Origin of the sequence: Cellulophaga sp. (genome assembly GCF_039943695.1) — a bacterium.
GTDB lineage: Bacteria > Bacteroidota > Bacteroidia > Flavobacteriales > Flavobacteriaceae > Cellulophaga.
Window position 1 is genome coordinate 1 of record NZ_JBDVAA010000061.1, and the last position, 14,017, is coordinate 14,017.

Below are 14,017 nucleotides of genomic sequence, written 5' to 3' on the forward strand. Positions count from 1 at the left end.
CGTTCCGCAGTTAGCCAAACCTACTTGCTTTATTACATTAGAAAGCCATACACCGTCTGATGAAAAACCTCCGTGATTTTCTACAACCACATTTATATTAGAACCTTTGGCAAAACCTGCTAATGTTGCTAATGAAGCTGCCGATGCTTTTGCAGCATCACTTTTATCTGTTCCGCCCCTTAAGTCTACTCGTACCGTTTTACAACCTAAAAAATGAGCCGCATCAATCCATTTGTAATGCTTTTCTATAGATTTTAATCGCTCTTTTTTATCTATATGAGCCAAACCACCTTCGCCACCTATCATTATTAAAACATTTTCTACACCAGCATCTGCTGCTCTAGAATTCATTTGCTTTAAGTACTCTTTATCTTTTGCTTTAGTTTTAAATAAGTTAGATACGTACTCTACACCTGTACAACCAAAACTTTGCGCTTTAGCAGCAAAATCTAAATGATCCATTTCTCCAGATTTTATAGCTCGGTGAAAAGACCATTCTGCCAAAGACAATTTAAAAAATAAGTCAGATTCTGTTTTGATAAAAGGCATTCCTAACATAGTATTAGGCAATAAACTACCCAAGGTAAGCAAAGCTCCTGTTTGTGCAGATTTCTGTAAAAAGTTTCTTCTCTTCATTTTATTCTGTTTTTACTTAAAGCTATCTACTTTTTTGTAAGCTTCTATTACCGCTTTTTCACCTTCTTTTCCTGGTTTAGAATTACGGTGTTCCATACCTAGAATGCCATTGTACTTTTTATCGTTTATAAACTTAAGCACATTAGTGTAATTTATTTCTCCTGTAGTGGGCTCATTACGTCCAGGATTATCTCCTATTTGTATGTATGCAATCTCATCCCAACAGGCTTCCATATTAGGTATTAAATTACCTTCTTGTATTTGTTGATGATATATGTCAAACAAAATTTTACAAGACGGTGAGTCTACAGCTTTACAAATGTTATATGCCTGCGGAGAATCTGTTAAAAACGCTCCTGGGTGATTATAAAAATTTAATGGCTCTAAAACCATTGTTAAATTATGAGGTTCAAAAATAGCAGACGCACGTTTTAAGGTCTCTACCACATTTGCCGTTTGGTAATCACCTCTTATTTTTTTTGCAATGTTACCAGGAACCACTGTCATCCACTTGGCATTTACTCTTTTTGCTACTTCTACAGACTCTTTACAATGTTTTAAAAAAGCTTCTTGTGCATTTTTATCTCCAGAAGCTACATTTCCTTCTTTTAAAAAAACAGCTACAAAAACACCCATTTCTAAACCTCTTTTCTGCATTGTACGTGCCATTTTCTCTTGCAAGGCAACATCTCTTTTACGCATTGTATTATCTTCAAAAGCAGTAAATCCTTGGTCTGCCATAAAATTTAATTGGTCTATTGGATCTTTACCAGCACTATTTTCAAACATACCTAAGTGCGGGGCATATTTTAAATTAAAAGTAGATTTTATAATCTTCTGCTGTTTATTTGCGGCATAAGCTACAGAACCTCCTAATGTTAGTGCACTAGCAGATAAGGCAGACTTTTGTATAAAGTTTCTTCTTTTCATATAAGTTTAATTAGCATTAGTTAAATAGACCAAGCCTTGCCTTTAGTTAATTTTTCTACACTTTCACAAGCTATATATTCTCCTGGAACAGGTAAATAGGCCAATACTTTTTCTCCTACATACTCATTGCATTTATAGCCCCAAATAGTTAATTCTCTAATTTTTTTTGCAAAAGCATTTTCCTTTCCTTTTGCTTCTAAAAACTGTCTTACAACGGGTTCCACATCTTGCTGCGTTAATTCTGCTACTTCTTTTTTATTAGACTTAGCTAGTGCTCTCTGTGCCATTGCATCTAAGGTATTTTTAAAATCGCCTTGTTGCTTTGCATCCATAACGTTGCCAGCAAAGCCATCTAAAAATACATGCACGTTTGCCTCTGATGCAGAAGGAGTATCGGTTTTGGGTAAAATAGAATCTACCACATAAACCAAAGTACTACCTTGCTCAGCTGTAAAAAACGTTGGTTTCCAAGCTTCTTCTTTTTTGTCTGCGCACCCCTGTAATATGCTTACAAAAGTTGGCACGGCTACCACATAGCCTAAAGACATTCCCATTTGCATTAATGCTTTTCTTCTGTCCATTATAAGTTTCCTTTTTTAAGTTCTTGTGCTGCGTGGTTTGCTGCTCTTGCTGTAAAAGCCATATATGTTAAAGACGGATTTACACAACTTGCAGATGCCATAAAAGCCCCGTCTGTAATATATACATTTGGTACTGCGTGTATTTGGTTATGTGCATTTACTACAGATGTTTTTGGATCTTTACCCATACGAGCTGTACCCATTTCATGTATACCGTGTCCCATATTATACTTACCATTTCTTGCTTTAATATCTTTAAAACCTGCTTTTTTCAGCATTTCTGTTGCTTGGTTTACCATATCTTCTCTCATTTTATGCTCGTTATCTCTAATTTCTGCATCAAAATTTACTGTTGGTAACCCCCATTCGTCCAATTTATCATAATCTAAAAACATACGGTTGTCTTGGTATGGTAGTATTTCTCCAAAACCACCAACACCCATTGTCCAACCTCCTGGCTTTAAAATAGCATCCTTTAATGGTGCTCCCATTGTAAGTTCTGCCACGGCATCTTTCCAGTTTTTACGACTGGCACTTCCTTGGTAACCGTAACCTCTTATAAAATCTTTACTGTTAGATGTACCTCCTAAATTTTTAAATCTAGGAATGTAAATACCACCAGGACGCCTTCCTTTATAATATTTATCTTCAAAACCATCTATAGTTCCACTTGCTCCTGTTCCTAAATGATGATCCATAACGTTTCTTCCTACCTGGTCAGAATCATTTCCTAATCCGTTAGGAAAACGATCTGATTTAGATTGTAATAATATTGATGCCGATGCCATAGAGGATGCACACAAGAAAATTACTTTTGCCTTAAAAACATATTCCTCTTTGGTAAGTCTGTCTATCACTTTTACACCACTCGCCTTTTTTGTATTTGGGTCATAAACTACCTCAGACACAATAGAATCTGGTCTTAAAGTCATATTCCCAGTACGTTCTGCTGCTGGTAAAGTAGATGAGTTACTACTAAAATATCCTCCAAACGGGCAACCACGTGTACAACGATTTCTAAACTGACACTTGGTACGACCTTCAAATTTTTTATCTCCAGTAATGTGCGCTATTCTACCGGCAGTTACCACTCTACCATCCATATTTTTACCAACACCATCTCTAAAATGTTGTTCTACACAGTTGTGTTCCATCATAGGTAAAAACTGTCCGTCTGGCAATTGTTCTAAACCTAAATTTTCTCCAGATACACCAATGTACGTTTCTACTTTATCATACCAAGGAGCAATATCTTTATAACGCACAGGCCAATCTACACCGTGACCATCTTTAGCATTTGCTTCAAAATCAATCTCACTCCACCTGTAACTATGCCTACCCCACATTATAGATCTACCGCCAACGTGGTAACCACGTACCCAGTCAAAAGGTTTTGTCTCTGTATACGGGTGCTTTATATCATTTACAAACCAATTATTTACATCTGCGTTATTAACACGCCCTGTTCTAGTTTGCTTTAATTGCTGTGCTTTTTGTTCTCTAGTTAATTTTCCTCCGTTAGGAAAATCCCAACTATCTAAATGTGCTGTGGTATAATCTTTAATATGTTCTACCATTTTACCACGCTCTAGCACTAAAGTTTTAAGGCCATTTTCACAAAGCTCTTTTGCTGCCCATCCGCCACTAATTCCTGTGCCTACAACAATAGCATCATAAAAATCTTGTTCTTCGTTAAAATAAAATTTACTCATTACTCATTGGTTTTTTTTGGTATAGTTTGATGTATTTATAATCTGTTTTAGTTGATAGGAAAAATATTAGAATTTGTATGTGCAACTTTCATTATTTGTTGCATTTCTGCTACAATTTTTGGATGCTTACTAGCAACATTTTTACTTTCTGATGGATCTGAAGCTAAATTATAAAGCTCTGTTTCTCCGTTTTTATTTACATTGTAAACAACTGCTTTCCAATCTCCTTTCCTAACAGCTTTACGTCCGTTTTTAATATTAAACTCCCAATACAAATAAGGGTGTTGTTTTTGTTTCTTTTTAGCTAACAGGGTTGGCAAAAATGATATTCCGTCTGTTGTATTTGGTTTTGGAACTGCTGCAACTTCTGCCAAGGTTGGCATTACATCCCAAAAAGCAGAAATGTGATTGGTTACTGTTCCTTTTTTTATTTTATTTGGCCAAGAGACTATAAATGGAGCTCTTATACCACCTTCATACAAATCTCTTTTAATTCCTCTAAAACCAGCTGCGCTATTAAAAAAATCTGGATTTGCTCCACCAGCATCATGCGGACCATTATCACTTGTAAACATAATAATAGTATCTTCTTCTAGCCCTAACTCCTTTACCTTGGCTATAATTTGGCCAACGTAAACATCCATCCTATCTACCATAGATGCAAAAACAGCATACGGTGTGTCTTGTGTACAATACTTATATTTTACAATATCAGGACCATAGTCTGATGAGTACTTGTCTTCTGCCGTATAAGGAACCTCTTTAAACTTACCAGTATATTTAGCTAGTATAGAGTCTTTAGGTGATATTAGCTCTGCGTGTGGTAATACAAAAGGGACATATGCAAAAAAAGGCTTATCCTTATTTTCTTCAATAAAGTTAAGTGTTGCATCTTGTATTTTATCTTGTGCATAGGTTTGTGTATTAATCCAGTTATTGCCTACTAAAAAATCTATTTCTTGATTATGATTTAAATATGGAGGGTAATAACGGTGTGCTAGTTTTTGATCATTGTAACCATAAAACTCATCAAAACCCTGATTATTTGGATCTCCTGTACCAAAACCTAAGCCCCATTTGCCAAACATACCTGTTGTATAACCTGCCTGTTGTAGCATTTCTGCAATAGTAAAAGCATTGTCTGGCAACGGAATTTGTCCTTTTTTATCATTACCAGCTTCTTTGTTACCACGTACAAATGTGTGTCCAGTATGCTGACCCGTCATTAGTGAGGATCTAGATGGTGCACACACAGCAGAACCACTATAATGCTGTGTAAATTTTATTCCGTTTGCAGCAAGCGCATCTATATTGGGTGTGTTAAATTTTTGTTGTCCATAGCTACTTAAATCACCGTAACCCAAATCATCTGCCATTATGTAAATGATATTAGGCTTCTTTTTGTTTTTTTTAGACTGACTAAATCCTTCTGTACTAAAAAAGAGAAAAACACTAATAATAGGGAGTAGTAAAAATTTAAAGTTGGTTGTAAGCTGAAGCATAATCTTAATTAATTTTAATAAACTAAAATTCACTAAAAACAGTAAAAAGTGTGTGCTCCTTAATAAATAGTTTGTAGTTCTACGTATAATTACTACTAAAGACAAAAAAGCATCAAAAAAAGAAAACTCCTTTTTTGATGCCCAACAGAAAATAAAAAACTAACTTATTTAAGTCTGTAAGCGCTTCCGCTTGTACCATTTAACCCTGGCTCTTTATATTGTATTAATTGCGCCAGTAATTCTTTCTGCATTTTATCTTTTATACTTTTATAAGCAGCATCATTATAAAAATTTATTAGTTCGTCTGGATCTTTTTCTAGATCGTATAAATATGGTTTTTCTTTTTTATCTAACACTAGTTTGTACCTATCTGTAACACCAGTAACCCACCAGCCACCGCTTTTTGCGTAATAGGTTAACCTGTCTGCATCTGTAATTTCTTTTTTTCTACTTAAAAAATCTTTTGATGTGTCTTTACCATGAAAAGATGCATCTGTACTTACATTCATTAAACTTAAAATAGTAGGTGTAAAATCTACATTAGTATATGCGGTATTAATTACCTTACCTGCTTTAATTTTTTCTGGATATCTAATTACAAAAGGGATTCTTGCAGAAGCCTCATAAGGCACTCCTTTATTTCTACGGTTGTGCTCAAAAAACATATCTCCGTGGTCCGATGTAAATACAATTATTGTATTCTCTTCTAAATTGTTATCCTTTAAAAACTTTAAAATACGCCCTACACTATCATCTATATGACTCACCATACCAAAGTATTGTTTTAAGGCCTCTTTTTGTTTTTTAAACGAGGCTTTACCCGTTGCTTCATTAGTATCTTCGCTACCAATTGCCCAAGATGGTTTTATTGCTGTGTACTCTGCTGCCATTGTTCTTGGTGCTTGTATTGTTAAATCTTTATACATTGTATTGTATGGTGGTTTGGCATAATCTGGTGTATGAGGATCTGGTATAGAAAGCATTAATGCAAAAGGCTTGTTTTTATCTCTCTCTAAAATCTCTAATGTTTTGTCTGTAAAATAATCTGTTAAGTGTACAACTTCATCTTCTGGTAATTTAGCCGCTGCTTTTTCATTAATTCCTTTTAATCCGTTTGGCGTTATTTTAAAATACGGAGCATGGCCACCACGCATCATATACCTATTATCATCAAAACCAGCTTTGTATTTTATTCCAAAAGTATACTTGTCATGACCTGCCAAATGCCATTTACCTACATAAGAAGTTGCATAGCCTTTATCTTTTAAAATTGTGGCAAATGTTGGTATATCTTCACTAATATGTAACCCATTTTTAGGTGCACCTGTTGCCTGTGGATATAAACCACTTACTAACGATGCTCTAGATGGTGTGCATACAGGAGAAGAAGCATAGTAACTTGTACAAATAGCACCTTCATCTGCAATTTTATCAATATTTGGAGTAACAGAGTTATTGCCTTTACCCCAAATAAATGCTTGCTCTTTTGGCAATAGTTTTTGATAGCAACTTAGGGTTCTAAAATTATGTTCATCTGTGTGTATAATAATTAAATTAGGCTTTTTCTGCGCCATACTGTTTGCAACAAAAACCAATGTTGCTGCACTAAATAATATCTGTTTTATATTCATTTTAGGTATTTTTATTTATTTTTTAGATTCCAAAGCACTTCATCTTTAAGCACTTGATTGTTATTTTTTACTTTTGCTACAATTCTATTTTTACCTTTTTTAAGTTGTACTCTACTAAATATATAATGAACACTGGTTTTACCTTGTTGCTCTGTAGTTACTTTTTTTCCGTTTACATATAACTCTATATGTTCCAGATTAGAATACACGTGTATGTCTGTCTCTGGCTTAGTTCTATTAACTAAACGCCTGTCTGATATATAAATCATTGGCTCTGGGTTCCAATTAGCTTTATACCAATAAAATACATCCTTTTTAGTTTTTCTATCAAAAGTGACTAATCCTTTATGGTTGCGTTTTGTAATACCTCCTCTGGACCATAATGGCAAGCCAAAATCGAACATATTCCATACATAACTTCCTATTAAGTAATTGTCATTTTTTATAATTCCCCACTGAGTTTCATGTAGTCTATTTGCGTAAGATTCTGGAAAAAACTGATCTTTAGGATCTATTTTTTTTGGTAATATATCTGTTTGCTGATAAATATTAGAACCTGCACCATACTCAGATAAAATAACTTTTAAATCTGGATAGTTAAGCTTTAAGTTGGCCAACCAAGGCTCTAAATCTGCCGCACTTTTTCCTTGGTACCAACCAAAATATCTATTATTGCCGTGAATATCTGTATTTAAATTCACAGGATCCTCAATATCTGGCTTTCCAGAAACTCCAACAGTATAGCGGTCTGGATCTAAAGTTTTAGCTATATCATTTAAATCTCTAATTAAAACTGGCGCATAGTCTGATGTAGTTTTTGCCCAAACCTCATTATGAGTACCCCAAGTATAAATACTAGAGTGGTTAAAGTTTTGTTTAACTAATTCTGTTATTTGCATCTTGGCATTATCGTACTCTTTTTTACGTGTTTTGTTCACAAACGGAATTTCTGCCCAAACTAAAAAACCTATACTGTCACATTTAGAGTAAAAATGTTCTGACTGCTGATAATGAGCTAACCGTAAAGTAGTTGCACCAACTTCTTTTATTAATTTTATATCTCTATTTTCTTGCTCTTTAGTTAGTGCATTACCTTGTTTAAATAAATCTTGATGCCTATTAACACCATACATTGGATATTTTTTTCCGTTTAAAAACAATCCTTTACCTGCAATAATTTCAATAGTTCTAAAGCCTATTTTCTGTATAATTTCATCTAAAACCTCTTCCTTATTATTTAAAACAGTAACCTTAACCTTATACAAATAAGGATCTAAAATGCCTTGCCATAAATGAGGATTTTTTATTGTTAGGTTTTGATGAAATGATTGCCTGCCTTGCGGATAAACAAGTATTTGTTTTAAATCTTGGGTAACTACTTCTTTATGTGCATTGTACACAGTAGTTTTTAACGTTACATTTTGTTTATTTCTAAACGTATTCTCTAGCTTAGTTTCTACCTGTAGATCTGCTTTTAATTTGCTAACATTTTTTTGTTTTATATAAACTCCTGCTGAGGCGTAATCTGTAGTTGTTATATTTAATTTTTTGGTAATAATTAATTTAACCGGACGATATATTCCTCCATAAATTCCAAATAAATTATGATTTACAGGAATAACATCTTCTCTTGCTGTATTATCTGCTTTTACCATTAGAGTATTAGCTTCTCCAAATTTTAAAAATGGAGAAATATCAAAAACAAAAGCACTGAAAGATCCTTTGTGTTGCCCAACATGCACATCATTTACATATATATCCGTTACATGACCAACACCAGAAAATCTTATAAACACACGTTTACTTTTCCAATTTAAAGGAGCTTTTATTATTTTTTTATACAAGCCAACACCTTCGTAAAACCCTTCGCCTTCGTGCATATCAGAACGGTTAAATGAGTGCGGTATAGCAACTGTTTCCCAACCACCTTTAACTTTTAATGTACCTTTTGGCGACTTTACAAAGCTCCAATTATCATTTATATCCAAAATACTTCTACCTGTGTCCTGCCCTTGCATTTTAATAACACATAACGTACAAAACAGAAAAAACAAAAAGTTTTTTAATAAAGCCATAGTTATATTTTTTTAATAGAAATCTGAAATAAACTTACGTTCTCCCTTATGGTAATCCCATAAATAATCTCCTGTAGCAGCTACACATTTTTTACCATAATGATGAGGCAAAACAGAAACTAAAGGATACCCCGTTTTACCTTTATACATTTCTAAATGCTGTAAAAACTTGGCTTCTGTTATAGCTCCCGTATCATTACCGCCAATATGGTCTATATTTATTCCGCGTCCTGGTGAAGATTTATAAGTAACCTCATAATGTGTTTTTACACGTGCAGGCCAGTTGTATTTATCATTTAACCAAACATCATTAGTTCTAGTTACGTCTGTAAATTTTGTAAAAAATATATCTGGCACATGAAATTCCATTTCTATAGTTGGGTCTATTGCTTTTGCTGCGCGATACAACTCTTTATGTATATGCAACATATCTGATTTTGTGTTGTAAGACATATCTATCTTAAACTTTTTTACCCCTATTTTATAAAACCTATATATAACTTCTGATGCATATTCAAAAATATCTGCTTTAGGGTTTAACCAACGTTCTGCAGTGGTTTTATTTACTTTTCCACTAGATGACCAACTACCTAGCATATCTGGGTATTTTTTGGCAATACTACTAGCGTGATGAATTTTAGGAAACGCAATCCAAAGTCCGGGTGTAAATCCTTTTTCATTAATCATTCCCATTGTTTTTTCAAAGTCTGGAAACTTTTTTGGGTCTGGATGCCAAGTACCAAAACCAGAATTTATAGTGCCATCAGGGAACTGGCCCCAACCATGATCTAAGGTCATTTTACCTTTTGGATACCCATACTCCACTATTTTATCTAAATAGTCCTTAACAAAGTTGTGCGTTAGTAAATTAAAATGTCCGTGCCTTTCTTTTGATACATATTTTTGTTCTACCCAAGTACAGTATTCAACATCACTCCAAAAACTAGGGTAGTTTGTAGTTAACGGCTTAAAATTAAGACGTTTCATCATTTCTCTGTTATACGCTTTCCAAGCTGCATCACCATCACCAGATTCTTTTATAAATAACTCCTGTCCTTCTGGTACGCTAATGGTTAGCGTTTCTAAACCATCAAAACTAAACGTACTATTTTCATAACCAAAAGTGGTCATAAAGCCCACAAATGCACCATTGGCATCTACAATAATGGGAGAGCCAGACATCCCTGAAGCTGCAATGGTAAACGGATTGTGTGTAAATGCGCTACTTTTATAATAATGAGCTCCGCCACCTTTTTCCTCTGGAGTAGATATACTATGATACGGACAAAACAAAGGTGCTTTAACTTTTAAAGTAACTTTTTCTATTGCACTAGATCCCTTTACTTTGCTAGCGGATAAGTAATCGTCTTCAGATTTTTCTACAGCAACTTTAGTTGTAGAAGAGCAACTTAATATACTTGCCCCAGCAACACCTAAGCCTGCTTTTTTAATAAAATTTCTTCTGTTAGCCATTTTCTTAAATATTAGTTTAGTTGATCTAAGTTTCTGGTTGGTTTAATTGTAGGATCTGCTGGTGCATCTACGTAATTCTTCATTTTTTTAAATCGAAGTTTACTAGACTTTTTTCTTTTTACAGGAACCCATTTTTTTAAATCGGTTACTATATGGTTGTACTTTTTGTTAGTAATTAAGTTTTTCCATTCTAACGGATCTTCATCTATATTATATAACTGTTCTGTTCCTGTAACAGTTGTCATATAATGCCATTTGCCTAGTAATACAGACGTACCATCTTGGGTAATAGTTATTCCTGGGTAGTCCCATTTTGCTTTGGGATTATCAATTAAGCTAGCAAAACTATGGCCGTCTAAATTTTGCTTTTGGGGTAAACCACTTAATTCTATTAACGTAGGGTACAAATCTATTAAGCTTACGTTTTTATCTACAACAATTGCCTTTTTCATACCAGGTACACGCACAAATAATGGTGTCTTTACGGCCTCTAACCAAGTTGTATTTTTAAGGTAACGTTGTTTTTCTCCCAAGTGCCAACCGTGATCTCCCCAAACCACAACAATAGTATTGTTAGCGTACTTGCTTTCTTCTAAAGCATCTACAACAATTCCTAAGCAAGCATCTACATAAGATATGCTTGCTAAGTATGCTCTAGTTGCCTCTTTTTCTAGTCTGTGTTTTTTAATCCATTTATATTCTCCTGTAGGCTTATATGCTATTTTGCCATCTACAGTTAAAATATCATCTAAGTCGGTTTCGTTTATAACAGGTGGTACTATATCATCAAGCTTATATAAATTAAAAAACTCTTGTGGCACTATCCAAGGCAAGTGAGGTTTAATAAAACCTACTCCCATAAAAAAAGGTTTATCAAAATCTCTTTGTAATTGCGACTTTGCCCAATCTGCTACATTATAATCTACGGTTTCTTTAAAAGTATCTGTGGTTGGTCCCCAACTTAGTTTTGCATTCTTGTTTTTAAAATTTTCATCTTTTACACCATTTATAATACCTGCCTTAGAAGAAGTATACTTGCTTTTATCTACAGGGTCGTTATTATACCTACGAGCACGTGCAAACTCATTAAACGCCCAATGACCAAAATCTGTTCCGTTTGCAGTACCGTGTTTGTGAAATATTTTACCGTTTGCTAATGTGTGGTATCCGTTTTTAGAAAAGTACTCTGGCAAGGTTGCATTCTGTTTTACAATATCTGAATACAACATATTATGTGCATTACCATAAACACCAGATGTACTTGGCAAAAAACCAGATAATAACGAGGATCTAGACGGTCCGCATATAGGAGCAGCACAAACAGCATTTTTAAACACCATTGCACCTTGTTTGGTAAACTTATCCATACTTGGTGTTATGGCTTGCTTATTCCCTTTTAAAGGAGAAACCCAATCATTAATATCATCTATTGCTATAAATAATATATTAGGTTGCTCCTTTTTATCTTGTGCTTTAGTATAAATACAAAAAAGTAAAAGTAAAACTGTAATTCTATTTTTCATTTTATAGGTGTTATTTAACACCACTAAATAATACATAAAAAAAGAGAATTGTGTCTGCTTTAGTTTAACAATTGTAGGTATGCGTTTAAAAGCATTATTTTAGCTTTTGCTGTAGTTGTTTTCTAAATTGAATTAGTATAGACTTACTTGCTTTGTCTTTAGCAATGTTTGTCCATTCGTTAGGATCTTTTTTATGGTTATATAATTCTTCAAAACCATCTGAATATACTGTATATCTGTAGTTATTATTACGCAAAGAGTGTATGCCTTTGGCCTTAGATGTTAAAGCTGTTTTACTCCATTTTGCATTAGGGTTTTGCAACAATTTTGCTATACTTACCCCTTCTAAATCTTTTTTCTCTGGAAGATTACAAATGTCTACTAAAGTTGGATAAACATCTAACAGAGATACAATTTTTGTACTAACACCTACATTTTTAAATCTAGGGTCTACCACTAGCAATGGTGTTTTTGCAGCACGCTCCCACAATACATTTTTAGACCAGTGTTCTTTTTCGCCTAAGTGCCATCCGTGGTCTCCCATTAAAACAATAATAGTATTATCTGCATATTTACTTTTTTGCAATGCATTTAGTACATGACCTACACAAGCATCTGCAAAAGAAATATTTGCCAAATAGGCTCTAACTGCTTGTTTCCAGTTATTAGATTCTAATACGGATTTATGTACTCCTTTTTTTGCCATATTGTATCCCATTCTACCAACATCATTTAAATCGTTTTCTAAAACAGTTGGCAATTTAATATCATCTAAATTGTACAAATCAAAATACTTTTTAGGCGCGTACCAAGGCAAGTGTGGTTTAAAAATACCACAAGCAACAAAAAATGGTTTTGTATGTTCTTTACTTATAAAATTTGCACAATACTCTGCCGACTTAAAGTCGTTATTATCCTCATCTTTTACATCTGTTGCGTACCAGTCAAAAGACCTTAAAAAAGAACCTTTAACTCCGTTTTCTTTTAAATTTAAATTATGAGTATGTCTATTTTCTTCTGACGGATATACAGTACCCGCGTTGCCTATTTTTTCTTGCTGAAAAGATCCTGGATCACTACCCTCTTTTGGTTCTTTGCCACCACCTCTTGCATTATGAAAAATTTTACCTGCCGCAGCAGTTTCATACCCGTTTTCTTCAAAATATTGTGGTAATGTTACTGTGCTTTCAAAACCTTCCATTTCTCTAAAAACTTCATTATTACCATAGACACCAGTAGTACTAGGCTGGTATCCAGTTAAAATACTGGTTCTAGAAGGGTTACACAATGGTGCAGAACAATAAGCATTTTTAAAAACCATACCCTTTGTCGCTAACGCATCTATATTTGGTGTAATGGCTTGTTGATTGCCGCCAAAGGCTCCTACCCAATCGTTTAAATCATCTACCATTATAAACAAAACGTTGGGTTGTTTTTTATTATTTTGGGCTGTTGCCATACCACAAATAAGTAGTAAACAGACTAGGATACTATTAATTTTTTTTCTCATTTTAAAAACTTATATTATTTAACTCTTATAGCTTCTTTTTCCGGGTTGTAATTGGGGTTTTGCTTCATCATTTGTGCTCCTACTGATGCTCTCCATTTCTCTAACTTCTTTTTCATTTTACGTACCTTGACTACATTAGTACTTGCAAGGTTTGTTGTTTCGTTAGGATCTGTAGTTAAGTTGTACAACTCTAATTTTCCGTCTTCAAAAAACTCTAGCAATTTCCAATTGTTATCTAAAATAGATCCATAAGGTTTTGTCCTGTGATAGTGTGGATAATGCCAAAACAAACTTTTTCGTTTTAATTTACTTTTTGCACCAGTAAGTATTGGTAAAAAAGACTCGCCATCTATTTCTTTAGCATTGTAATTTGTTACACCAACCATGTCTAAAATTGTAGGGTAAAAATCTATTCCCATAACCGGTACAGCAGATGTAGTGCCA

General features: G+C 33.9%; 11 protein-coding genes. All 11 read right to left on the minus strand.

Going from position 1 to position 14,017, the window contains the following annotated elements; genetic code table 11:
• A partial coding sequence (locus tag ABJD66_RS04300; protein WP_348128619.1) for a TIM barrel protein occupies nt 1–636 on the minus strand: 636 nt, incomplete at its 3' end.
• A 12-nt stretch (nt 637–648) separates the two neighbouring features.
• Nucleotides 649–1,566 carry a TIM barrel protein gene (locus ABJD66_RS04305; RefSeq protein WP_348128622.1) on the minus strand — a complete coding sequence of 306 codons (918 nt, stop codon included), beginning with the start codon at nt 1,564–1,566 and terminating at the stop codon, nt 649–651.
• Nucleotides 1,567–1,586: 20 nt separating this feature from the next.
• A complete protein-coding gene (locus ABJD66_RS04310) occupies nt 1,587–2,147 on the minus strand; it encodes a gluconate 2-dehydrogenase subunit 3 family protein (RefSeq protein ID WP_348128625.1) in 561 nt (186 codons plus the stop codon).
• Nucleotides 2,147–3,859: a GMC family oxidoreductase gene (locus ABJD66_RS04315; RefSeq protein WP_348128627.1), complete on the minus strand. Its 1,713-nt coding sequence runs from the start codon at nt 3,857–3,859 to the stop codon at nt 2,147–2,149. Before ABJD66_RS04315 ends, ABJD66_RS04310 begins: the two co-directional genes overlap by 1 nt.
• A gap of 47 nt (nt 3,860–3,906) precedes the next feature.
• Nucleotides 3,907–5,361 carry an arylsulfatase gene (locus ABJD66_RS04320; protein ID WP_348128630.1) on the minus strand — a complete coding sequence of 485 codons (1,455 nt, stop codon included), beginning with the start codon at nt 5,359–5,361 and terminating at the stop codon, nt 3,907–3,909.
• Nucleotides 5,362–5,525: 164 nt separating this feature from the next.
• A complete protein-coding gene (locus ABJD66_RS04325) occupies nt 5,526–6,992 on the minus strand; it encodes a sulfatase (protein WP_303544176.1) in 1,467 nt (488 codons plus the stop codon).
• An 11-nt stretch (nt 6,993–7,003) separates the two neighbouring features.
• Entirely contained in the window at nt 7,004–9,067 is a 2,064-nt protein-coding gene (locus ABJD66_RS04330; RefSeq protein WP_348128635.1) for a sugar-binding domain-containing protein, read from the minus strand.
• Between the two features lie 12 nt (nt 9,068–9,079).
• On the minus strand, nt 9,080–10,540 hold the full coding sequence (locus tag ABJD66_RS04335; RefSeq protein WP_348128638.1) for a hypothetical protein: 1,461 nt from the start codon (nt 10,538–10,540) through the stop codon (nt 9,080–9,082).
• Nucleotides 10,541–10,551: 11 nt separating this feature from the next.
• On the minus strand, nt 10,552–12,063 hold the full coding sequence (locus ABJD66_RS04340) for a sulfatase (protein ID WP_348128641.1): 1,512 nt from the start codon (nt 12,061–12,063) through the stop codon (nt 10,552–10,554).
• A 94-nt stretch (nt 12,064–12,157) separates the two neighbouring features.
• The gene (locus tag ABJD66_RS04345) at nt 12,158–13,573 is read right to left on the minus strand and encodes a sulfatase (protein WP_348128644.1); all 1,416 of its coding nucleotides are present in this window, start codon (nt 13,571–13,573) and stop codon (nt 12,158–12,160) included.
• A gap of 14 nt (nt 13,574–13,587) precedes the next feature.
• Nucleotides 13,588–14,017: sulfatase/phosphatase domain-containing protein (locus ABJD66_RS04350; protein ID WP_348128647.1), on the minus strand; the 430-nt coding region annotated here is incomplete at its 5' end.